The organism is Geminocystis sp. (assembly GCF_041753295.1).
Lineage (GTDB): Bacteria > Cyanobacteriota > Cyanobacteriia > Cyanobacteriales > Cyanobacteriaceae > Geminocystis.
Window position 1 is genome coordinate 19,172 of record NZ_JBGSUU010000091.1, and the last position, 24,643, is coordinate 43,814.

A 24,643-nucleotide genomic window follows, 5' to 3' on the forward strand; every position below is an offset into this window, starting at 1 on the left:
ATAACTAAAAAAATTACTATGGCTCAAGAAAGAACTCTCCCCAAATTTGACCATTCTACCGTTAAAATCTCTAAAGAAGAAAGTTTAATTTACTATGAAGATATGGTTTTAGGGCGCTTATTTGAAGATAAGTGTGCTGAAATGTATTATCGTGGTAGAATGTTTGGTTTTGTTCACCTTTATAACGGACAAGAAGCGGTTTCTAGCGGTATTGTTAAATCTTTATGTCCTGATCAAGATTATGTTTGTAGCACTTACCGAGATCATGTTCATGCTTTAAGTAGTGGTGTGCCTCCCACAGAAGTTATGGCAGAACTTTTCGGCAAAGTAACAGGTTGTAGTAAAGGTCGTGGCGGTTCAATGCACATGTTCTCTGCTGCGCATAAATTACTCGGTGGTTATGCTTTTGTGGCTGAAGGTATCCCCGTTGCTACTGGTACAGCTTATCAAAGTATGTATCGCAAAAAGGCTTTAGGAGAAGATTTTGATCAAGTTACAGTGTGTTTTTTCGGTGATGGTGCTAGTAATAATGGTCAATTTTTTGAATGTTTAAATATGGCTGCCTTGTGGAAATTACCCATTCTTTATGTCGTCGAAAATAATAAGTGGGCGATCGGTATGGAACATGAACGTGCTACTTCTCAAATCGAAATCTATAAAAAAGCCAGTGTTTTTAACATGGAAGGCTATGAGGTTGACGGCATGGATTTATTAGCTGTACGAGATGTCGCACAAAAGGCGATCGCACGAGCTAGGGCGGGAGAAGGACCAACATTAATCGAAGCCTTAACCTATCGTTTCCGGGGTCATTCTTTAGCAGATCCTGATGAATTAAGAGATCCAGCCGAAAAAGAATTTTGGAATGCTAGAGATCCTATCAAAAAATTCGCTACTTATTTAACAGAAAATAACATCGTTTCTCAAGGAGAATTAGACGCTATTGATAAAAAAGTACAACAGAATATTGACGAAGCAGTAGAATTTGCAGAAGCTAGTCCAGAACCTGATCCTAGCGAATTATATCGTTATATTTTCGCCGAAGATTAATTAATAAAATCTAATTAACAATTAACAATTTTACTTGATATTTTACTGATTTTATGGTATGCAAAAACCTTTAAAAATTATATTTTTTTTATCCTATACTATAGGTAGATAAACAAAATAAATTATCTATTTATAATATTAAAAATATCATGGAATTAAAACGTCTTTGGGATACTTTAGTTTATTTTAATGTATTTCCAATTCCTTCTTGTTTCCTAAAGTTATTTAACTCAAAAAATATGCCTTCATTAATGATTAATATAACTTTAATTGCTGATGATAACAGTAATTTAGCCCAAGAAACCATCGATTCTTTACAAAAGAAAAACACCCCTTTAAGAATTATTACGTCTTCCCCTAATACCGCTTTTTCTTCTCCTTTAACAGAAATTATGGTTATGGATTTAGATAAAGATATACTTCTTTCTTCATTATTTGAAAGAGTTAATGAAGTGATTTTTTTCCCTCAAAATGGCATAGATAAATTAAGAGAATTCATGAATAATAATTTACAAATTGGCGAAATGATTTTATTTGATTTTACCATCGCTAATGATAACTTGCGTACTATTTGGGGCGCAGTAGATGATGTCGTAATGGGGGGAGTTAGTAGCAGTAATTTAATTTTAAGGGATAATAAAGCGATTTTTACGGGCATTGTTTCTACTAATAATAACGGTGGTTTTGTTTCCGTGAGAAGTAAAAATTTTATCCCTGAATGGGATTTATCCCCTTATCAAGGCATTCGCTTAAAAGTTAAAGGCGATGGTAAAAGATATAAATTTATTAGTCGATGTGAAAGCAAATGGGATGGTATTAGTTATTGTTATTCTTTCGATACCATTGATAATCAGTGGATAACCGTTGATATTCCTTTTGATGAATTAATCCCCGTATTCCGTGCTAAAACTTTAAAAGATGCACCAAAATTTGATTCTAATAAAGTCTATTCTTTACAATTAATGTTAAGTAAATTTGAATATGACGGCGGTTATAATCCTCATTTTGAAGCAGGAGGATTTTCTTTAGAAATTGAAAATATTAAAGTTTATGGAAAACTTAGTTAAATTATTTGTCAAAACTTAACTATACAAAAAATGGCGAATTTGTCATGATAGATAAACAAAATCGAGTTATTTTCGAGTTAATTTATAAGCTAATTATTGATATTCAAGAAGGCGATTTAGATGTACAATTAAACGATGCGATCGCCATTTTAATAAAAGAATATAAATCCTATGGATTAATCGAAAAAATATTTTATCAAAATTAGGGCATAAATTTTTAGTAAATTATTAATTCTCGTGAATTTTTTGGAGAGATTTAGTTAAATCAGCCGTTAAAATCAAACTATTCTCTCTGGTAGATTTGCCTTGATATTCCCTAACTTTCAAACATTCACCAAGGGTAACTGTAACGCTACAGCCACGACTAGGTATAGGTTGACTATATTTAATACTGACGGGTAAAATTTTGACTTCAACTTCAGGATTCGTGATTTCTACCTCTAAAGCAATTTTGGCAACACCTCTTTTCAAAGGTTGCACTTCATCTGTACGAAAGATATTACCTTCAGGGAAAATAACCACCATCTCCTCCTGACACAACAAATCAAAACTATGACGTAAACTATCTAAACCCGGTTTATCCGTATTAACAGGAAAACCACCTAAACTTCTGATAACCCAACCTTGAATACCTTTCATTTCGTTAGCCGACACCATAAAATGAGGATTTCTACCGCTAACCAATTTTCCTGTAGCATAAGGAACTATTAAAGCATCCCAGCGAGAGCGATGAGTAGGCGCAATAATTAATCCGCCATTTTTAGGTACATTTTCCTTACCAATAATGGTAATTTCTTTAAAGAAAAAAGGAAAAATTAATTTAGTAGTTAAAGGATAAACTAATTGAATCAGAAAAGGAGAAATATGTGAAGTAATATGACTTTCATGGTGACTTATTGGTGATTTAATCATCATAATATTTGTGCAAAAATTTGTGTTTTATTCTATTTATAGCTTAAAACTAATTGCCGTTGAATTTTTATCTCTAGTGACACTTTTTAATCTGTCAATTATTCTTTAATGAAAAATGATTTTTTCTGAGAATTTGTTAAATGTGAAGTATCCGCTTCTAACTCTAATTGCCAATAATGACCGTTATTAACTAAAATGGTAAGGGAGCATAAAGAGGCTTTTATGTCAATATTATTTTTTAATAAACTTCTAATGATACCAAGTACAGAAATTCCATGACCAATTAATAATAAATTACCACTAAATTGTTTTATTAATAACTGTGTAACTTTTTCCATTCTTTCTAAAACCATTGCTTCGGTTTCAGGATAAATCGGAATAATTTGAGAGGTATAACTCCAGTCAATATAATCATAGATATAATCTAATTCTTTTCGGGGATGAATTTGAGGTTTTTCCGTCATCCAATCAGGATTATGCCATTCTCCTAAACCTGCTTCTAACTTTATCGGTAAATTAAGTAGTTGTGCCACAGGATGTGCTGTTTGAATGGTGCGTAAAAAGGGTGAAGCGATAATATGATCAATATTCTCACATTTTAACCTCTCTGCTAATTCTGACGACTGAATAATTCCATCTTCTGACAAAGGAGGATCATAACGTCTTACAGCCGTATTAAACCACTGTGGATAAACAAAATCGAATCTATTTCCGTGTCTAGCAATTAAAACCTTAGAAGACATGAATCTTTATATTTATTCAAATTAAATGACATCTTTGTTTGATTTATCAACAATGATAATGTTATGTAAAGCAAAATAAACTTTCATATACACTATTAAGGTTATATTGACAAGTTTTTTAATGTTTTTTTAAGATTCTTGACAAAATGATGACAAATCGAGATTTTCCTATTACTCTAAAGATAGTTAAAAAAAACAAGGTTTTATGAATATTAAAATTTTTTAACATTTATCTTAGAACTCCAGTTGAGGAGTTAAAACAATGAATATATGGTTATCTTTCTTCTTTTCTCTATTATTAACTACCTTAGTTAGTTTTGCCGCTCCCGTAGTATTTTTCACCTTAATCTTAGGAAGTTTTGCCCTAGTGTCTTACGTTCCCTTTACTAATGTATGGGCAGAGAATATCTATGAGCAAATTTGGAATTTTTTAGCGGTTTTTGGAGAAGGTTCTGGTAGTATAGGGATATTGACAATTGCCGCTACTTGTGCTGTTGTCGGATGTTTATTCGAGACTTTAAATTTTTATCGCCATCGCATTCTTCTTAAAGCGAACTCTTCATGGCATCCTCACAAAGTACCTGAAATGATGTCCAAAATTAGAATTACTCATAAATAAAGTTAAATAGTTACAAGTATAATAGGTTTTACTCACCCAAATAAGCATTTAAAACTTGAGAATTGTTTTGTATTTCTAAAGGAGTACCATCAGCTAAATTTGTCCCCTCAGCTAATACCCAAACATGACTACATAAAGACATGATTACATCCATATTATGTTCAATAATTAGAAAAGAAATACCCTGCTTATTCCAGTTAATAATATGTTCACAAATTTGATTAATTAAAGTAGGATTAACTCCAGCAGCAGGTTCATCTAGTAAAATTAATTTAGGATTAGTCATTAAAGTTCTAGCCATTTCTAATAGCTTACGTTGCCCTCCAGATAACGCTCCAGCATAATCATAGGCTTTTTGAGCCAATCCAACCGATTCTAAAATAGTCATGGCTTTTTCTCGATTTTCCTTTTCTTGTAGGCGAATTTTACCCTGATGTAAGATGACGGAAAATAAATGTTCTCCTGTTTGATTTTGAGTAGCTAATAACATATTCTCTAATACCGTTAAACGAGATAAAACCCTCGCAACCTGAAAAGTGCGAATAAAACCTAGAGTAGCGATTTGATGAGGAGGTAAATCTTGTACAGGTTTTCCTTCAAATAATACTTTCCCTGTGTCAGCTTTGAGAAAATTAGATAATAAATTAAATAAAGTACTTTTTCCTGCTCCATTAGGGCCAATTAATCCAGTAATGCTGTTATGTTGGACTTGAAGATTAGCATTATTTACAGCTTTTAAGCCTCCAAAACTTTTAGATAAATTAACGGCTTCTAAAATAAAATTTCTGGATATAGAATGATTATTTTGCTCCATGTTTTGACTAAGGAAATGATTATTTTTCTATATAGCAATCTTTAAATATAGCAGAAGCTAGATCGGATAAGACAATAAATCAATCAAATTGGTTAATAATAAAATTTAGTGTTTCTGAAAAAAAAGGTTAAAATAATACTGTTGCTTATTTTGCACAGAATTAATTGAGTATTTTAGTGGCAAAATAAATTTCTATTCTATTATCATTTATCATTAGAATAAGCAGTATTTAAAGATTAACCATAAAGGGATTAAGATTTGTGTTATATCTGGCAGAAGTAAAAAATCAAAATAGAGGATTTGTTGGTGGCTATAAAACTGAGTTAAAACTCTTGGCTTCTCAAGGTGTTGATCAAACTTGGAATACCTTAGGAGGAGAAGATATTATTGCTACGGATCTTATCGCAGATCAAACAGGAAAAGGAACTCTTTACATTATCAACTTAGATAACAATAAACAACTTCAGGGTACACCAGAATTGGCTGGTTCTCGTATTGTTAATTATTTACGTCATTTTTCCCGCACTTTAGAAAAGTCCAAATCTCAAGAAGAAGAAATAGAAGAATGGAAAACTTCTTTAAAAATACAAGGAGAAGAAATTGGGCGCCGACAAGCAGAGCTTGATCAACAACAGCAAATATTACAACAACAACAGGAAGAATTAGTCAAATTAGAAGAAGAAAAAAATAAGTTAAATGGAGCATGGGAGCAACTTAGAGAAGAACAAAGAAGATTAGTAGATAATCAGACTAATCAAGGGGAAATTAAGGGAAAATTACAAAATATATTGTCAGACATTGGTGAGAGTGGTTTTAATCCTGAAAATTTACATCAGGCTTTTGCAGGGCTGAATAATCAACAAAACGTATTAAATAATTATTGGCAACAATTAGAAGCTCATAAAAGTACATTACAACAAAAACAACAGGAATTAGACGGCAAGAAACACTATATTGAGCAACTTCGTCAAGATATGGAAACTCAGCAAAATAACTTACAAAAAGCCTTAACTGGTTTACAATCTGATCAAATTTTATTAGCAGAAAAGGAATATTCTTTAGGGCAATTAAACTTAAATTTAGAAAGTCTCAGTCGCCTTGATTTAGAAGTTTCATTTTTAGCTGATGATAGCGAAGATATTGAAATAGATTTTAGTGCTTTAGAAAGTATGCCTTTAGGTAAATTAGAAGATACTGTTAATCAGATTCAACAAGAAACGGCTAAACTGGTTAATTTCGTTAATTTACAGGAAGAAGAATTAACTTTACAAAGCGATGATGTTAAACAAATTCAAGCTAAACTTAATCAAGCTAGTGACGTAGAAAAATTCAGTTTAGAAACAGAATTAGCCGATTCTCAAGAAGCTATGAAATTATTAAATGAGACATTAGTCGGACAAAGACGAACTCTCAAAAGACAACAAAAAATGCTCAATCAACATCTCAGGATTTTTAGTCGTCGTAAAGGAATAATTGATCTTGATTTTTCTGATACCATTAATCTACGTCCCGTTTTAGCAGAAATTGAAACGCAACAGAAATTAATGCAACAACAAAAAGATAAGCTCAATGCTGAAATTAATGCTTTGCGTCAAAGTAATCATCACATTGAGGCTCATGTTTCTGAGCAGCAACAACAATATTCTCACAAACAAGCACAATTGAAACACGAAGAAGATAAATGGTTAAATTTATATGGTGAAGTTACTCAAACTCAAGCTCAAATTAACCTTTTAGAACAATTATTACATCCTATTCAAGAACAAGTGAATATTATCCGAAATCATTTACAATCTTTGGAACAATTAACTCAAAAATTCGGTCATGGTTTTCATCAACTACAATCAATGTTTTAATCTTTTTACCTCATTAATTTTCTGTGAATGCAATTCATCAATGTCTATTTATTTTATTGACAGTAATTAACTTAACCTTAGTGATTACAAAGGGTATGGCGGAAGAGATTAATATTCCTGAAAAAAGTCAAGAATTTGATCTAGATCCTGCTATTATCGAAAATAGTCCTGTGATTCAAGAATGGATACAAGAAATTCCTGATGTAGGTGCTAAAATTCTTTATCAACCTAGTTTTCGCACTAGATACCGTTTTGGTTACACTCAATTTCCTTCTAATAATAATATTGGTGGTGTTTTTATAGGGGTAGAAGATTTTTTTATTGGTAATACTCCCTTAACTTTTAGTGCAAAATATAGTACAGATATAAGTAATTCTTCTAAAGATAATCGAATAAGTTTATCTGGTAATCTACAATATTATGTTTTACCATTAGGAAACTACATTAATATAGCTCCCATGGTAGGATATAAATATATAGAAACCAATGGTTATAATACAGACGGTTTAAATGTGGGAGTAAAATTTGCGTTGATTCTTTCACCTCAAGGTGCGGCGGATATTTTTTTAACCCAAAGTTTTGTTTCTCCTAATAGTAAAGAAGAAGTTGGTATTACAGAAATAAATGTAGGATATGCTTTAACTAAAAATATACGTTTATCCACAGAAATTGGTTGGCAAAATTCTATCAAACAAAATGACTCTCAAATTAGTATTGGTTTTGAGTGGATGCCGTAGGCAAAATTAATTGTTTGTTTACTTCGTCAAAGGCAAAAAAAATGCGCAGTTTTAACAATATTTATTCAAAAACTCAACACTTTTGAGACGATTCTCTCCATAAAATTTTTTTGTAATTATTATTCATAGCAACCTGATTTCGAGGGTATTAAACCTAAAACCTGCCTAAATACGATATTCTTTCCTTAAACTAAAATACCATAAGATTTTCCTTAAATGTTCACTATAAGCAAATTATCAAGACTGTATTTTGTTATTGTCTGCTAATAGTTACGATATGATTGATTAGCTTATGTATAATTTTCTCTTCTATATTTTAGATTAACATACATAATTTCAGTTAGTTATTATTATTGCACTCAAGGAATTAATTCGAGCCATGAATTCAAATTCTCATACCGAAAACAAGACTTACTCTACAATCCGCCCGATTATTGCTACTTCTCTTGATGGAATTGCTTTTAAAAATGAAACTCTTTTTGCTATTGATTCTCGAAATGGTTATTTATTACAAATTAATCCTTTGAATAGTGTTACGAGGATAATTAATAATTCCTGTTGGCAAGATTTTATCGGTGCGAAAGGTTTATGTGTTACGGATAATGAAGTTTGGTTTATTAGTCGGGATAGCGTTTTTTGTTGTTTAATTGAATGGCAAGAGGGGATGGCTACAGTGACTTCTTCTCCTAGATTTTGCTTTAACTTATCCTATACAGGCAATGGTATTGCTATTTGGGAAAATACTATTTATATTACTTGTGAAAAAATGGGTCATATCTTAGTTTATTCTAAAACTGGAGAAGTTATTACAAAGTTTTATGCCCCTGGTATCGGCAATGAAAATATTACGGTAAAAGGTGAAGAAATTTGGTTATGTGATAATTTAGAGCAAACAGTTTATTGTTTGGATAAGGTAACAGGAAAAGTTAAATATCATATGTTAACTCCTTTTGAATATCCTAGTGCTTTAAGTTTTTATCATGATCAAGAAACAAATCAAGATATTTTATATATAGCTTATAGTGATCAAGAGCCTTATATTCGAGATAATCCCAATGCTGAACCTAATCATGAATTATTATATCGTGATCGTACTTTTATTCATCCTTTATATTTTAAATATGATGAGGAGAATAAATATACTTTGTCTAATGGATTTCTGTTAGAGATGAGTTATCTGGAGGAAATTTCTCCTTTAAATTCGATTAAATTGAAGGATTTAGAATGGCGAATTGCCTTACCCACAGAAAGTGATAGACAAAAAATCAAAAGTATTGAAGCAGTGGGGTTGCCTTATGTGGAAGAAGATTATAATGGGCATAAGGTAGCTTTATTTAAGTTTCCTGAGTTTACCTCCTCCAAGCGTTTTGTTTTTGGATGGCGAGTAATTTTAGAAGTATGGAGTATAAAATATCAACTTAAGCCTCGTGATTGTGAGAGTTTACCTCCTTTATCGGCGGAGGAAGAAACTAAGTATTTGTTAGATGATGATAATTTATCTATGAATACAGATATTATTTTAAAGGGTGCGGAAGAAGCTAGAGGTACAGAAACGAACATTTTAAGAAAAATGTATAACATTCGTAATTATGTTTATGATCATCTCAGTTATGGCATTAAACCTCATATTGATACCCCTGATATTGTTTTAAAACGTGGTGTTGGTTCTTGTGGTGAATATTTAGGGTTATTATTAGCTTTATCACGGTTAAATGGAATTGCTTGTCGCACAGTCGGAAGATATAAATGTCCTTTAAAAGTATTAAATTTTGGATTGCCTTTAACCCCAGATTTTAATCATGTTTGGATGGAGTTTTATTTACCTAGTATTGGCTGGTTGCCTATGGAGTCTAATCCTGATGATTTAGATGATGGCGGCCCTTATCCCACTAGATTTTTTATGGGATTATCATGGTATCATGTTGAAATGGCAAAAGATGTACCTTTTGAGACTTTAATGAGTGAAGGTGTACCTATAAGTAAAGAAAAAACTTCTATTGGTCAATTAGCCATTAATCATGTTTCTTTTACTATACTAAAAGAATTGCATCCTGAGTAATAAATATTGATAATCAAATAATGAGTAATTATTCTTCTGGTAGTTTACGTTTAATATCTTCAAAATCTGGATTAGATAGGGATTATATTCTTTCTACTAAGGAGATTAATTTACTAGGTCGTTCTCCCGAATGTCAAGTAGTTTTAAATCCACAAGAATTTGTAACGGTTTCTCGTTTTCATGCTCAAATTGAGTTAGTTTCTGAAGGGGATAAGATTTATTGGCAAGTGACGGATGTTAGTAATACTAATGGTACATTAGTTAATGGAGAAAAGATTAAAAATTCTTATATTTTACATTCTGGCGATGTTATTATGTTAGGGTTAAAAGGCCCTCAATTTATATTTGAAACAGAAATTTTGAATCCCACGGTGTTAGTAGAAATTTCCGAAAATGAAACTACTATTTTAGAAATACCTAGTGAGAAAGACAATGATGTCAAAGATAATGACGAGATTATAGAGGAAATCATAGAAGAAAAAGTAATAGAGAATAGTGTTTATATTTTAGAGTCTAATGTTGAGATAAATTCCACGACTAAATCTGATGATATAGCAGAAAAAAAAGTAACAATTCACGAAGAAATTTTAGAGATAAATACCGAAGATAATAATACTGAAATTTTATCAGAACAAACTCAAGAAATAAGCAAAACTGAAATTATTTCTAATGAAAAAAGTGAAGTTGATATTGTCGAGAAAGAAGTTAAAAAAGAAATTTTACCCACAGAAATTATTGATAATAATAATGATGTTATTAATAAACCTTTAGACGTTGATAAAAATACTATTTTTGAGAGTAAAAAAACTATTAATAGTGTAGCGTTATTAGAGAAAAATATTTGGAATTTAATTAATTATCAAGAAATAAACTATATCAATACGAAAATTGATACTATTCAAAGTTTGAGTTTTAGTAGTGGTAATGACAACGCCTTAATAGTTAGTGGTGGAAGTGATAAATTAGTTAAGTTATGGAGTGTAAAAGAAGAGAAAGAAATAGCGTCTTTTGCTGGGCATAAAATGGGTATAAATGCTGTCACTTTAAGTAATGATAACGCCTTAATAGCTAGTGGTGGAAGTGATAAATTAGTTAAGTTATGGAGTGTAAAAGAAGAGAAAGAAATAGCATCTTTTGCTGGGCATAAAATGGGCATAAATGCTGTTACTTTAAGTAATGATAACACCTTAATAGCTAGTGGTGGAAGTGATAAATTAGTTAAGTTATGGAGTGTAAAAGAAGAGAAAGAAATAGCGTCTTTTGCTGGGCATAAAATGGGCATAAATGCTGTTACTTTAAGTAATGATAACGCCTTAATAGCTAGTGGTGGTGGTGATAAATTAATTAAGTTATGGAGTATAGAAAAAGAGATTGAAGAAAAAAGTATTAAAACAGATTTTAAATCAGCTATTACAGGTTTACTGTTCCATCCTAATAATGAATCAATTTTGTGTATTAGTCAACTAGATCAGAAAATTAGTTTGATAAATTTGGATACGGAAGTAGAATTATTTAGTTTTCATATTCCTTCTCAATTTTTTGGTTTAACCGTGATTAGTTTAGATGGAAGTTGTTTTATTAGTATCAAAGAAGATAAAAATGTTGTGATATGGAAAATTTAAAGATTTTTTACTATTTTAAAGGAAATCAACATCTTTATTGTTCGGTTATAACGCTTTTATAAGATTAATAAACAGGTTATGATAATTCTTCATGAGGGGAATATTTTTAATGATTAAATTATGATTTTATCTGAGGTTTTAAAAATTAAATTAAGTGATATTTTAGCAGAAGATAATTGGGATGATGAGTTAGATAATTTCGCCGATGACAACCACAATACAATTATTAGATCGCAACATGAATGGAATGCTGGAGTAGCTTCTTTAGAAAAATTGTTGAGTCTCATGATTGAGAAAAACGAAAATAAATTAATACAAGGCATCGTTATTTCTTCACCGACTCCCATGATGAAGGATGTAAAATTAGTTTCTCAGTTAGAAACAGTGGTTTTTTCTTCTTTTCATGGGGAAAAAATGGCATTAATGCCTTGTGATTTTAAAAATAAAATTCAGCCTATTTCTCGACTATCTTTTATCGATGTATCTTTAGATATTAATGATATTTTAAATAAAGAGCAATTTTGTTTAGTTTTGACAAGTAAATTTACTTGTTTAATCCTCAAAAGTATTGATAAAAATCATAACTCAAAATTTCAATTTTCTTTTACTCCAGAAATTATCAAAAAAGTATGGTTATTATTAAAAGAAAGAATGATTATCAGTCAAAATTATCATACGGAATATTTAGATAAATTAGTTAATAAATTTATTTCTATTAATCCTAATTATAAAATAATTACTCAATTTACTCGTTATTTATTGAAAGAATTAGAAAAAATAAAATTAGTTGAAATTAATCAAATTCCTCGTCAAAGTCAAAGTATTTCTCTCAAAAAAACTCCTTTACCACCTTATCCAGAGTTTGAATTATTACAAGCATTAACTCACGAAATTAGAACTCCTTTAACTACTATTAAAACTACTACAAAATTATTATTAAAAAGAGCTAAATTAACCCCAGATATAGTTAAGTATTTAGAATTAATTGAACAAGAATGTATCGAACAAATTAACCGTATGGAGTTGATTTTTAGGGCAGCAGAATTAGAGTCAAAACCGATAAAACAAGAACAAGTAAAGTTAATTTCTACTTCCTTAGAAGAAATTTTAAATCAAACAATTCCTACTTGGAAAAAACAAGCTCAAAGACGTAATATTATTCTCGATATTATTATACCTCACAAGTTACCACAAATTGTTAGTGATCCTGCAATCTTAACTCAAATTTTAGGTGGGTTGATGGAAAAATTTATCCGAAATTTACCCAGTGGAGGCAATTTTCAAGTATTAATTTTACCTGCTGGAAATCAATTAAAATTACAGTTTTTATCTGAATCTAATTTTAATAATGATCATGTTAAATGTTTAGGTAAACTATTATTATTTCAACCAGAAACAGGTAGTTTATCTTTAAGTTATGACGTAACTAAAAATATTTTTCATGCTTTAGGAGGTAAATTAACGATGAAACAAACACAAGATAAAGGAGAAATTTTAACCATATTTTTACCTTTAGGTAATAGCAAAAACTGCATCAATCAAGCAGTATAAATTTCAGTTTTTATTAATTACTAAAAGAGAAAAATTATTAAAATCAAAGTTATAGAAATTAAACTGTTTAATTAACTATCAATAAAGAATGAAAGATAATCTTTTAGCCAAATAGTATCATTTTTTCGATTAGTTTTTATTTCCCATAGATTTATACCTTTTTCTGGTAAATTAGTTAATAAATTTTGTAATTGTTGCCAATTATTTATCAGTTTATAATCAACATTATAAGTTTTGGTTAAGTTAGTAAAATCTATTAATTGAGGAGTTGCAAAATATTTTTCAAATAAAGGTTGACAATCAGCAATAGGTAACATTTCAAAAATTCCACCGCCGTTATTATTAATTAAAATAATCGTTAAACTTCCTTCTAAATATTGATTAATTAAAAAACCATTGGTATCATGTAAAAGGGCTAAATCTCCTGTTAATAAAACAGTGGGTTTATTTTGGTAAGCGATACCTAAAGCTGTCGATAAAGTGCCTTCAATTCCATTTGTACCTCTACTAAAATAAGTTTGTATTTGACGATTATTTTTTTGCCAGAAAAATTCGGCATATCTCACTGACATACTATTAGCGATAAAAATAGGGGTTTTTTCAGGAAGATATTGAGATAACATCCAAGCAACTTTTGCTTCAAATATTTCTTCTTTTTCATTCATCATTTCATTGAGATTGATGGTTATTTTTTCGTCAATTTTTAACCATTGATAAAGATAATTTGAAGTAGCTTTTTTATCAAAATTTGTCAAATATTTACTAAAATTTTCTGGATTAATTCTCAGGTGAATTGAGTTAGTATGTAAAGCATCTAAATTATCCTCAGAGGTGGTAATAATATATGTTGGAATTTTATGATCATTTAACCAATTTCTTAATTGTTTACTGGTGGGATATTCGCCAAATAAAATAACTATTTCTGGTATTAAATTATTTGCATTTTCAAGATTTCTTAAAATTACATCATAGTTAATAATTAAATGCTCATTTATAATACTAAAATTTCTCACGGGAGATAAAGCCTCTCCCAACACAGGAAAATTTAATGATTGAGATAAAAAGGCGATCGCTTCTGAGTATAATTGAGGATTATCGGGAGAATCTATCCCAGCGATAATAATACCTTTAGAGTGACTTTGCCATAATTTTAAATATTTCTTTAAATCCAGATGATTTTTTTTTAAACTATGATTAACAGGAGTAAAATTAGTAAATAATTGTTGATAGATAAAAGTTTTTTTTTCTTCACTAATTTCTAACTCAGAAACAGGAGCAAGAGGTTCTCTAAATGGTATATTAATATGAACAATTCCCCTAGAAGGAAAACAAGATTTTTCCCAACTATAAATAATATTTTGACGTAGATAAAATAATCTTTCTAAATCATTAGATGGTAATGATAATTCTGTGTGCCAATTAGGATAATTACCATATAAATTAACTTGATTAATAGTTTGCCCACTATGGGAATTTCTTAGCTCAGGAGGACGATCTGCTGTTAAAATAATTAAAGGAATATTACTATATTTAGCTTCAATAATAGCAGGATAAAAATTAGCTCCTGCTGTGCCAGAAGTACAAATTAAAACGGTAGGAATTTTATTTTTTTTAGCTAATCCTAAAGCAAAAAAAGAAGCAGATCTTTCGTCTAAAATAGGTATAGAATTAATGAAATTATTTTGAGCAAAAGCAAGGGTTAAAGGAGTTGATCTTGAACCCGGGCTTATTATAGCATTTTTTAACCCTAATTTAGCTAAAGTTTCAACAATTATGGAACTCCAAAGAGTGTTAATATTACGAAAATCTAAGGTCATTTTTAAAATTAAATTAAGTTAATATAGTAATTTTTTTACGTTATATTTTTAGAGGTATTAGTTATTAGCTTTTAGCTATAGTAAAATTTAAAAATTAAGAAAATGTTGAATAATTTATAAATTAAATTACATTTGTTATATAAAAATAGTATTATAGAATAATTAATAAGTAAAATTATAAAAACAGGAAACATCATAACTTATTCTTGGTTTTTACTCAAGTTTACTATTTATTATCATTATTGCGATGATCATTTTAAGGTTAAAGTAATGGATAAAAAAATAAACAAATCTTCTTCTCTTTTCTATGGCTTTGCATTTTTAAGAGAGAAGAATAAAAATTAAGAAAATATTTTTAAACATCAGAAAAAACATGAAAGCATTTATAGAAAATGACATTCTTTACATTGATAAAGAAGATTTACCCCAATATCAAAAAGGAAAATCTATCGTGCGGAATAATTATTTTTGGGCATTAAAATCTATCAGTGATTATACGCCGATGAATGGAAATTGGGAATTTGCTTCCGAAGTTTGGGTGGCATTGAGTCGAATGTTGTTATTTTTTACCAACTCTGGCTATTTAGGTTATCGAGAAACTATGTTAGAATTTAGTGATGATACTTTAATTCCTGATGTTTTGCGATCAATTTCTACTAAATTATAGATATTTTGTACAATGGCAACATTTTTGCGTCCTTTAAGTTATAAATATCAATGGCTATATGATACCATTGCAACATTGGCGGCGATACCCGTTGGGGGTGAAAAAAGGTTTCGACAATTGGCGTTAAAAAATCTTGACATTCTCCCTGATAGTAAAATACTAGATTTATGTTGTGGTGCTGGGCAAACTACGAAATTTTTAATCAACTATTCTCAACAAGTCACGGGTTTAGATATATCGACAGTTTCTTTAGAAAAAGCGAAAAAAAATGTACCCCAAGGGAAATTTATCGAAGGATTTGCTCAAAAAATGCCATTTAGCGATAACTCCTTTGACTTTATTCACACTAGCGTCGCTTTACATGAAATGACGACAACAGAATTAGAAGAAATTTTCCAAGAAGTATATAGAGTCTTAAAACCGAAGGGAATTTTTACTTTTATCGATTTACATCAACCACAAAATTTGTTATTCATTCCACCTCTAGCAGTTTTTATGTGGTTATTTGAAACGGAAACCGCATGGCAGTTATTAAAAACGGATTTAGCCAATAAACTCACAAACGCTGGTTTTAGTATTCTTGATACTCAACTCTATGGTGGTGGTAGTTTACAAGTAATTCAAGCACAAAAATCCATCAAAGATCAATCATAAAGCTAATCAGGTATTATGTAAAAACCATTTATTTTAATCTTCTTCTAATTCCTTTACCCAAACCCTAAGTCAAATATAACCTTGAATCCCCCAATAATGAGCAAAGTTTTTATTGTCTCAAAAATGGGGAGAAAATGGAGTTTAATTCTGACAATTAAGACTTTTGATTGATAACTTCCGTTAAAGTTTCTATAGCTTTAGTTAAATTTTCTTGGGCAATGATTGCTTTGTCAACTTTTTCTGCTTGACTAGCAGCATTTTCAGCATCTTGCAATTCCTGTTGACGAATTAACTTTTGTTTAATGGCTTCAAAACTACGAATGATTAAGAATAAACAAAAAGCAATTACTAGAAAATTGATAACCGATGACAAAAACAAACCATATTTAATACCAGAAATACTTAAATCTGCTAATTTATCTACTCCTGCGGCTTTAATGGCTGGGGATAAAATAGCTGGGGTAATAATATCTCCTACTAAAGAATTAACAATACCATTAAATGCACCGCCAATCACCACCGCAATGGCTAAATCAATGACGTTACCGCGCAGGATAAAATCTCGAAAATCAGCTAAAAAAGTTCTTCCTCTATTTGCTATCATTAATTTTACTTTGTCTAAATTTAAACAACATTATTTACCTACTTTATTTATTTTAGATTTTATCGGTAATTTTTGTTATTTTACTTAATAAATAATCATTTTCTGCCACAGTGCCAATAGATATTCTTAAACCATTGCCTGTATGTCTAATAATAATATTATTATCTTTTAATTGCTCCATAAAATAATTATGATTTTCAGAAGTAGGATTATTAGTTAATCGCAAATAAATAAAATTAGCATCGCTTTTCCATACTTTAAAAAGAGGATTTTTAATTAATGCTTGATAAACCCTTTCTTTTTCTTTCATTACCTCTTTAACAGAAGGTAAAATTATGTCTCGATTTTCTAAGACTAATTCCGTAGCAAGTTGAGAAAATGTCGGTAAATTATAAGGTAAACGGATTTTTTCTAATACCTTAATTATATCACTAGAGGCTATAGCGTAACCAACACGATGAGCGGCTAAACGAAAAGCCTTAGAAAAAGTGCGTAAAATTAACCAATTAAAATGATTAGGTAATTCTGACACTAAAGTTTGTTGACTAAACTCATAATAAGCCTCATCAATAACTACTAAAATATCTGAAGGTAAATTTTTTAACCACTTAATTTCATCAGCATTTAAAACGTTAGCCGTTGGGGAATTTGGATGCACCATAAAAATAACTTTTACGGGAGGATTATTCTGGTTATTAATTACTTCATTAGCTAAGTCTAAATTCCAAGAAAAATCAATGTCATTTCTTGCAATAGTATGGGTAATAATTCCTAAACTTTGAGCTAAAATTCCATACATAGAAAAAGTGGGATTAGCGACTAAAACACTGCCTTTATTGTTAAGACAAGTAGCAATTAAAATTGAGCGAATTAACTCATCTGAACCATTGCCAATGGAAATGTTATGATTATCAATAAGTTGGGGTAAATTTACCGTTTCATTAACATAATTAGCAATGAGATTTTTTAACTTAAGATGACTACCATCAGGATAACGATTCGTTTCTATTTTTTCTTCATAAAAAGAAGCTAATTTTATTTTTAATTCTAATGGTAAATTATAAGGACTTTCGTTAGCATCTAAACGAGTTAATTGTTGATAATTTTCACTGATAGGAGTAGGAATATAAGCTGATAAATTTAATAAATCTTCTCTTATAAAAGGTAACTTTAATTTGGTCATTTTTATTACTAATCAAATAATAATGTATGATTTATCTATAAGGTAAGGTGAATGATGGTTATAAAACTGCTTAATTATTAACTAAAATTTTGGCTGAATTATCTTTGATTAAAGGAAAGTTTAAAGATTCTCTTTGAGTTAGATATTGGTGGGCAACTTGACGAGCTAAATTACGAATTCTACCAATATATCTTGTTCTTTCTGTTACCGCAATAACTCCTCTAGCATCGAGTAAATTAAAACAATGAGAACATTTTAAAACATAATCTAAACTAGGTAAAACCAGATTTTTTTCAATTAATTGTTTAGCTTCTTCTTCATATAAACTAAATAATTTAAACAATAAATCAGGATTTGAAGCCTCAAAATTATAAGTACATTGCTCAATTTCTGCTTGAAGAAAAATATCGCCGTATTTTATGTGATTATTCCACCGAATTTCATAAATACTATCGACATCTTGAAGATACATAGCTAATCTTTCTAAACCGTAGGTAATTTCAATGGAAACTGGATGACAGTCAATACCGCCACACTGTTGAAAATAAGTAAATTGAGTAATTTCCATACCATCTAACCATACTTCCCAACCTACACCCCAAGCGCCAAGAGTGGGAGATTCCCAGTTATCTTCTACAAATCTTATATCATGATCTTCAGGACGGATTCCTAACGCTTTTAATGAATCTAAATATATCTCTTGAATATTCTCAGGAGAAGGTTTGATTAATACTTGATATTGATAATAATGTTGTACTCGATTCGGATTCTCTCCGTAACGCCCGTCAGTTGGTCTTCTACAAGGCTCTATATATGCTACAGACCAAGGTTCAGGTCCAATAGCTCGTAAAAAGGTATTATGATTCATTGTACCAGCACCCTTTTCTGTGTCGTAAGGTTGAGTTATTAGACAGTTTCTCTCACTCCAAAAATTATTTAAAGTGGCAACAATAGTTTGAAAATTAATACTCATGAACGATAAAACTAAGATGTTTAAATATACCTTTAATATATAGCAAAAATAGTTAAAATAAAATCACTGCTATGACAGTAACGAAGCATAAATCATAAAATTAGTAAATTTTATATTATGATCTAAACAAAGATTACCACCTTACTTCTAATTTATCATTGATGGATACGCCTAATAAAGAAAACTATAGTGTGCCAATCAAGGGGTTTGTGGCATCAAAACAAACTTATCTTTTTAATACCCTCAAAAAACATCAATTTACGGGTGAAGTCAAATTGGTTTATCCGGGTAGGACAGAATGGCGTTTTTATCTTTATATGGGACGTTTGATCTATGGTACAGGAGGAGAACATTCCGTTAGACGATGGCGCCGTAATTTAGTTGCTTATCTTCCTAGCATCGCTACAGATTCTTTGTATTTAGAGCAACAAATTCAATCTATTTCCCATGATAATATCAAGTTTTGTTGGGAATATGAGTTATTACGCAATTGGCTTTTAAATGGTAAAGCTGATCGAGAATCCGTTATTAAAATGGTTAATAATATTCTTGGTGAAATTTTCTTCGATCTTAATCAAACTGTGGAAATTACTTTTCATCTTGATAATGCCGTAAATGTGCCTATCTCTGAACAAATGTTTCTTCTCGATGCTAATCAAGTTATTGTACCTGCATGGCAACAATGGCAAGGCTGGATTGGTATTAGACTTGGCGATCGCTCCCCTAATAAAGCCCCTGTAATCCGCTCTGGAGAAAAGTTACAAGAAAGTATTTCACCGAAAACCTATGCAGCTTTTAGTAAATTATTTAACGGTAGAAACACCCTGCGAGATTTATCGATACAACTAAAAAGAGATTTAAGTCAGTTTAGTAGTTCATTATTACCCTATATTCAACAAGGTTATATTGATTTAGTTTCCGTTGCGGATTTACCCGCACCTATTTCTCCCCCCACAGTAATTCAACCCGATGAAAAAAGTCCCTTAATTGCTTGTATTGATGATAGCCCCATGATATGCGAAACTATGGCAACCATTGTTAAAAAAGCAGGATTTCAATTTGTTGGTATTACTGAACCACTCAAAGCCATTGCTAAAATTTTAGCAGTTAAACCCGATTTAATCTTTTTAGATTTGATTATGCCTAATACCAATGGTTATGAAATTTGTGGCAGTTTAAGAAAATTATCTATGTTTCGCCAAACACCAATTATTATTGTAACTTCTAATGACGGTATGATTGAAAGAATGCGTACAAAAATGGTAGGTGCGTCAGATTTTATCGCCAAACCGATTAAACCTGAAGATGTAACTAATATTCTTAATAAATATTTGAGTAATTGATAAATACTCTCCATTTCTCCAAAAAAATCTAACAAGTATGAAAGTAGCTGAACCAATATATACTTATCAAGTGGAAAAAATACCATCTCCTCAATGGGTAGAAATTTTAGTAGATTGCATTTATGCAGAAGGATTATATACTTATAAAATTAAACCAGATACAATTATCAAAGCAGGAGATATTGTTAGTATTCCTTTCGGAAATGCCATCGTTGGCGGTATTGTCATTAAATTATTATTTCAACCTCCCGAAAATTTAGAAATCGAGAAAATTAAAGAAATAGAGGAAGTTATCACTACAGGCTTTTTTCCTGAATCTTATTGGCAATTACTCGAACTCACTGCACAATATTATTTAACAGATTTAATTAATGTCGTTAGGGTTGCTTTACCGCCGAAATTATTAGGCAAATCTCAACGACGAGTAAGATTATTAACCCAAAATATTCCTGATGATATTGATAATGATTGTACTATTAGTCAGATAGAAGTAATTAAACTACTAAAACAAAGCAAAACAGGAGATTATACCTATAGCTTCATCAATCAAAAAATCAAAAACGCTAGAAATGCCATTAAGGGATTAGTCAAAAAACAATGGCTAGAAATTTTTTTGCAATCTCCTTCAAAAGCAACTCCCAAATTAACTAAAATTGTCACCTTTCTTGGGGAAAATGAAGATAGTCAACTTACCCAAAAACAACGAGATGTCTTAACTATTGTCAAAAATCATGACGGTGAATTACCTTTACCACAATTACTCAAAATTTGTGAATTAAATAGTAACTCGGTGGTTAATACCCTTGCTAAAAAAGGTTGTGTAGTGATTCAAGAAAGAGAGACTTTGCGTTTATTACAGGATTCTTCTCCTCAAAAAGATCTACCTAAAACCTTGACAAAAGATCAAGCTCGTGCATTAGAAATTATTAATAGTTTAGATTGTTATTCTACAGTATTATTACACGGAGTGACAGGCTCAGGAAAAACCGAAGTATATTTACAGGCCATCGCACCACTTCTAAAAATAGGAAAATCAGCCTTAGTATTAGTACCAGAAATCGGCTTAACACCGCAACTAACCGACAGATTTAGGGCAAGATTCGGGGATAAAGTATGTGTATATCACAGTGCCTTAAGCGACGGAGAAAGATATGATACTTGGCGACAAATGTTAACAGGAGAATCTCAAGTTATTATCGGCACAAGAAGTGCAGTTTTTGCACCCTTACCAAATATTGCCATGATAATCTTAGACGAAGAACATGATACAAGTTTCAAACAACATCAACCCATACCCACCTATCACGCCGTCAAAATAGCCCAATATCGAGCAGAATTAGTCAATTGTCCTCTTATTTTAGGCTCTGCCACCCCATCCCTCGAATCTTGGCGTTTAGCTACGGAAAATAACTCTCTAAATTCCCAAAATTGGAAACTTTCTTCTCCCCCAGAATTGGGGGAAGGGGGGCGAAATCTCTCAGACTTAAAACAAAATTCGCCCCTAAATCCCCAAAATTGGGGACTTTCTTCTCCCCCAGAATTGCAAATAAAAGGGCAAAATTATTACTTATCCTTACCTAATCGCATCCAAAATCGCCCATTACCCCCCGTAGAAATCGTGGATATGCGACAAGAATTACGAAAAGGCAATCGCAGTATTTTTAGTCATAGCCTTCGAGATGCCCTTAATAACCTTAAACCTCAAGGAAAACAAGCGATTTTATTTATATCTCGTCGAGGGCACAGTACATTTGTGTCTTGTCGTAGTTGTGGTTATGTTATGGAATGTCCCCATTGTGATGTCTCCTTATCTTATCATTACACCCACGAAGGAGCAACAGAATTATTACGATGTCATTACTGTAACCATACAGAATTGCATCCAAAAAAATGTCCTCAGTGTTTTTCCCCTTACTTAAAATTTTTCGGCACAGGTACTCAAAAAGTACTATTAGAATTAGAAAAAGAATTTCCTGATTTAAAAATCTTGCGTTTCGATAGTGACACCACCAGTACTAAAAATGCCCATAGACGTATTTTAGAAGAGTTTGGAGCAGGTAAAGCAGATGTATTAATAGGTACTCAAATGTTAACTAAAGGCATCGATTTAGCCCAAGTAACTCTGGTAGGAGTCGTTTCTGCTGACGGTTTACTATTTCATTCTGATTATAGAGCTAGTGAACGAGCTTTTCAAACTTTAACCCAAGTAGCAGGGCGTGCAGGTAGAGGGGATGATGCAGGAAAAGTTATTATTCAAACCTATTCCCCCGAACATCCTGTAATTCAAGCGGTTAAAAATCACGATTATTTGAGTTTTTGTCAACGAGAATTACCAGAAAGACAGAGTTTAAATTATCCTCCCTATGGCAATTTAATTTTACTGCGGTTTAGTGGTATTGACGGCGATAAAGTTCGAGACTGTGCTGATACTATCGCTGATATTTGCGCTAATTTATTACCAGATTATATCGAAATATTAGGGGCAGCCCCAGCTAACGTTATGAGAGTAGCAAGGCGTTATCGTTGGCAAATATTACTTAAATCCTCAAATATTGTTACTGAAGAAATCAAAGAAAAATTACTCACTCTAAAACAATATTGTCATGGCACTGTCTCTTTAATTATTGACGTTGATCCTCTTAGGATAGAATAAAAAAAAGTGAATCAAACTCCGAAAAGTTGATCCACTATTTAACTTTGATTTAAAGAATAATTTTTATCCCTTAACCAATCAAATTAGAATTTGAATACACTGCGTATTACACCAACCACTGCAGTATCATTACTACTATTTTGGTTAGGATTAAATACAGCATAAACACCCGGAGTGATAGAAATATTATCAGTGACAGGATAGTTATAATTACCTTCCACAATCCAAGATGTTGTACCACCTAATGTGGCATTACCTACATCATTAATATAAGGTAACATTCCACCACCTACAGTTAAGACAGCACCTTCTTTCAATAAATCAAGCATAGATAAATTTAAAGCAAATGTCCATAAGTCGGCATTAGCACCACCATTACTAGGATCATTTAAGTCACTGTAACCACCCCAACCAGATACATTAAACTTCGGAGAAATACGCCAGTTACCTTGAAGACCCACATTATGACTTTCTACAAATACCCCACGAAGTTCATTGTTTAAAGCACCAACAGGAGTTAAGCCACCACCAACGTTATTGGCATTATCATAAGCAAACATATAACCAATACCAAAGTCAAGGTTTTTACTAGGATGAATGCCAAATTGAACCCCAGCACTGTAAACACCGTTAAATAAACCATTTCCTTGGTTAGGATTAGCTGCACTATTATTATTACCTGCTAAATAAGATGCGGTAACATCAAAGGTTTTGTTAAATTTATATTTAACACCGATACCCGCTTCCCCTGAGTTACGATAAAGAACAGGGTTAAAACGTAAAGCACGAGATAAAGAACCTGTACCACTACTTTCGGTATAAGGTGAGAAGGTTTCATAAATGTCCTCAGAAAGCATAGCAGTACCAACCCAAAACTTGAATTTATCACCAATAGGAGTAGTGTAGTAAACACGATCAAGAACTACGTCATTCCCAGCGTCCCCAGTAAACTGTTCAAAGTTAAGTCTTGCTTGAGTACTAGCTGTCTGATTACCAGTTTGAGTTCTAATACGAGGTACATTTCCTGCGGCTAAACGAGTTCTTAATCTATCTTTTCCAGTGAAAGAAGTATCTAAAGTTAAACGAACACGATCACTTAAAGTGAATTGATCATTTCCTTGACTATTAGAACCAAAACCAGTAAATGCCATAATAACTTCCCCTTTCAACTTGGTAGTTGTAGAGAACTGATGATCTTCTAAGAAAGCAACTCTACCTTCTAAGTTATCAACTCTTGCACCTAAAGCCGCTAATTCTGTTTCAAATTCTGCCATCAAACGTTTTAATTTTTCGATGTCTTCTCTGGTGACAGCTTCACTAGCCGCAATTAAGCGTTCCATTTGTTGCATACAAGCGTTTAAACCTGCTGCAAATTCATAACGACTTAAAGCACGATTTCCTCTAAATGTACGATCAGGATAACCCACTATACAACCGTAACGCTCAACTAAACTACGGAGAGCTTCAAAAGCCCAATCTGTAGGGGAAACGTCTCTTAATTGAGAAACTGATGTAACTTGACCCATGGGTTGAGTTTGGTTATACTCAGAAATCTGCTCTAAACTAGAATTAGTATTAGCGATTTCGTTAGCATTAGCGGAATTAGTACTTACACCGTTAGCTACCATTGCTAAGGCGATAATAGCAGGAGTAGCGATACTGTAGCTTTTGACTGATTTTAACATATTTTTAAAAAATTTCTCACACCTTTTATATTTTCAA

The 24,643-nt window shown here is 31.3% G+C and carries 21 protein-coding genes; 13 read left to right on the forward strand and 8 right to left on the reverse strand.

What is annotated here, in order from left to right:
- Window positions 1-18 precede the first annotated feature (18 nt).
- The 3 genes from pdhA to ACEW8E_RS10440 all read left to right on the forward strand — a co-directional run bounded on the left by pdhA (window position 19) and on the right by ACEW8E_RS10440 (window position 2,320).
- Window positions 19-1,047: a pyruvate dehydrogenase (acetyl-transferring) E1 component subunit alpha gene (pdhA, locus tag ACEW8E_RS10430; RefSeq protein ID WP_373480283.1), complete on the forward strand. Its 1,029-nt coding sequence runs from the start codon at window positions 19-21 to the stop codon at window positions 1,045-1,047.
- A 239-nt stretch (window positions 1,048-1,286) separates the two neighbouring features.
- Complete coding sequence (locus ACEW8E_RS10435) at window positions 1,287-2,114, forward strand: CIA30 family protein (protein ID WP_373480284.1); 828 nt, start codon at window positions 1,287-1,289, stop codon at window positions 2,112-2,114.
- A gap of 44 nt (window positions 2,115-2,158) precedes the next feature.
- Window positions 2,159-2,320 carry a hypothetical protein gene (locus ACEW8E_RS10440; RefSeq protein WP_373480285.1) on the forward strand — a complete coding sequence of 54 codons (162 nt, stop codon included), beginning with the start codon at window positions 2,159-2,161 and terminating at the stop codon, window positions 2,318-2,320.
- Window positions 2,321-2,342: 22 nt separating this feature from the next.
- On the opposite strand, the gene ACEW8E_RS10445 is transcribed toward ACEW8E_RS10440, so the two are convergent.
- Both ACEW8E_RS10445 and ACEW8E_RS10450 read right to left on the reverse strand, forming a co-directional pair.
- Entirely contained in the window at window positions 2,343-3,029 is a 687-nt protein-coding gene (locus tag ACEW8E_RS10445; protein ID WP_373480286.1) for a lysophospholipid acyltransferase family protein, read from the reverse strand.
- Between the two features lie 95 nt (window positions 3,030-3,124).
- Entirely contained in the window at window positions 3,125-3,769 is a 645-nt protein-coding gene (locus ACEW8E_RS10450) for a histidine phosphatase family protein (RefSeq protein WP_373480287.1), read from the reverse strand.
- Window positions 3,770-4,031: 262 nt separating this feature from the next.
- Between ACEW8E_RS10450 and ACEW8E_RS10455 the strand changes: the two genes are divergently transcribed.
- A complete protein-coding gene (locus ACEW8E_RS10455; RefSeq protein ID WP_373480288.1) occupies window positions 4,032-4,388 on the forward strand; it encodes a hypothetical protein in 357 nt (118 codons plus the stop codon).
- 28 nt (window positions 4,389-4,416) lie between these two features.
- On the opposite strand, the gene ACEW8E_RS10460 is transcribed toward ACEW8E_RS10455, so the two are convergent.
- Complete coding sequence (locus ACEW8E_RS10460) at window positions 4,417-5,202, reverse strand: ABC transporter ATP-binding protein (RefSeq protein ID WP_373480289.1); 786 nt, start codon at window positions 5,200-5,202, stop codon at window positions 4,417-4,419.
- 260 nt (window positions 5,203-5,462) lie between these two features.
- Here ACEW8E_RS10460 and hmpF point away from each other — a divergent pair, with 260 nt between their 5' ends.
- The 5 genes from hmpF (at window position 5,463) to ACEW8E_RS10485 (ending at window position 13,027) form a co-directional block, all read left to right on the forward strand.
- The gene (hmpF, locus tag ACEW8E_RS10465; protein ID WP_373480290.1) at window positions 5,463-7,058 is read left to right on the forward strand and encodes a pilus motility taxis protein HmpF; all 1,596 of its coding nucleotides are present in this window, start codon (window positions 5,463-5,465) and stop codon (window positions 7,056-7,058) included.
- Between the two features lie 56 nt (window positions 7,059-7,114).
- Complete coding sequence (locus ACEW8E_RS10470; RefSeq protein WP_373480291.1) at window positions 7,115-7,795, forward strand: hypothetical protein; 681 nt, start codon at window positions 7,115-7,117, stop codon at window positions 7,793-7,795.
- A gap of 379 nt (window positions 7,796-8,174) precedes the next feature.
- On the forward strand, window positions 8,175-9,854 hold the full coding sequence (locus ACEW8E_RS10475) for a transglutaminase family protein (protein ID WP_373480292.1): 1,680 nt from the start codon (window positions 8,175-8,177) through the stop codon (window positions 9,852-9,854).
- Between the two features lie 20 nt (window positions 9,855-9,874).
- Complete coding sequence (locus ACEW8E_RS10480; RefSeq protein ID WP_373480293.1) at window positions 9,875-11,476, forward strand: FHA domain-containing protein; 1,602 nt, start codon at window positions 9,875-9,877, stop codon at window positions 11,474-11,476.
- A gap of 120 nt (window positions 11,477-11,596) precedes the next feature.
- Window positions 11,597-13,027 (forward strand): sensor histidine kinase, encoded by a 1,431-nt coding sequence (locus tag ACEW8E_RS10485; RefSeq protein WP_373480294.1) that lies wholly within the window; start codon window positions 11,597-11,599, stop codon window positions 13,025-13,027.
- Between the two features lie 71 nt (window positions 13,028-13,098).
- On the opposite strand, the gene menD is transcribed toward ACEW8E_RS10485, so the two are convergent.
- The gene (gene menD / locus ACEW8E_RS10490; protein ID WP_373480295.1) at window positions 13,099-14,844 is read right to left on the reverse strand and encodes a 2-succinyl-5-enolpyruvyl-6-hydroxy-3-cyclohexene-1-carboxylic-acid synthase; all 1,746 of its coding nucleotides are present in this window, start codon (window positions 14,842-14,844) and stop codon (window positions 13,099-13,101) included.
- Between the two features lie 373 nt (window positions 14,845-15,217).
- Here menD and ACEW8E_RS10495 point away from each other — a divergent pair, with 373 nt between their 5' ends.
- Window positions 15,218-15,511: a hypothetical protein gene (locus tag ACEW8E_RS10495; RefSeq protein ID WP_373480296.1), complete on the forward strand. Its 294-nt coding sequence runs from the start codon at window positions 15,218-15,220 to the stop codon at window positions 15,509-15,511.
- Between the two features lie 12 nt (window positions 15,512-15,523).
- Complete coding sequence (locus tag ACEW8E_RS10500) at window positions 15,524-16,165, forward strand: class I SAM-dependent methyltransferase (protein WP_373480297.1); 642 nt, start codon at window positions 15,524-15,526, stop codon at window positions 16,163-16,165.
- Between the two features lie 154 nt (window positions 16,166-16,319).
- Here ACEW8E_RS10500 and mscL read toward each other — a convergent pair whose 3' ends face one another.
- The 3 genes from mscL to glyQ form a co-directional block, all read right to left on the reverse strand.
- Window positions 16,320-16,769 (reverse strand): large conductance mechanosensitive channel protein MscL, encoded by a 450-nt coding sequence (gene mscL, locus ACEW8E_RS10505; protein ID WP_373480298.1) that lies wholly within the window; start codon window positions 16,767-16,769, stop codon window positions 16,320-16,322.
- A 52-nt stretch (window positions 16,770-16,821) separates the two neighbouring features.
- Window positions 16,822-17,952, reverse strand: a complete 1,131-nt coding sequence (locus ACEW8E_RS10510; RefSeq protein ID WP_373480299.1) for a histidinol-phosphate transaminase — start codon at window positions 17,950-17,952, stop codon at window positions 16,822-16,824.
- 70 nt (window positions 17,953-18,022) lie between these two features.
- Window positions 18,023-18,925, reverse strand: a complete 903-nt coding sequence (glyQ, locus tag ACEW8E_RS10515; RefSeq protein ID WP_373480300.1) for a glycine--tRNA ligase subunit alpha — start codon at window positions 18,923-18,925, stop codon at window positions 18,023-18,025.
- Window positions 18,926-19,086: 161 nt separating this feature from the next.
- On the opposite strand from glyQ, the gene ACEW8E_RS10520 reads away from it, so the two are divergent.
- Together ACEW8E_RS10520 and priA are read left to right on the forward strand one after the other, a co-directional pair.
- Window positions 19,087-20,268, forward strand: coding sequence for a response regulator (locus ACEW8E_RS10520; RefSeq protein WP_373480301.1), 1,182 nt, complete (start codon window positions 19,087-19,089; stop codon window positions 20,266-20,268).
- 37 nt (window positions 20,269-20,305) lie between these two features.
- Window positions 20,306-22,921 carry a primosomal protein N' gene (gene priA / locus ACEW8E_RS10525; protein ID WP_373480302.1) on the forward strand — a complete coding sequence of 872 codons (2,616 nt, stop codon included), beginning with the start codon at window positions 20,306-20,308 and terminating at the stop codon, window positions 22,919-22,921.
- Between the two features lie 83 nt (window positions 22,922-23,004).
- On the opposite strand, the gene ACEW8E_RS10530 is transcribed toward priA, so the two are convergent.
- Window positions 23,005-24,606 carry an iron uptake porin gene (locus tag ACEW8E_RS10530; RefSeq protein WP_373480303.1) on the reverse strand — a complete coding sequence of 534 codons (1,602 nt, stop codon included), beginning with the start codon at window positions 24,604-24,606 and terminating at the stop codon, window positions 23,005-23,007.
- Window positions 24,607-24,643 lie beyond the last annotated feature (37 nt).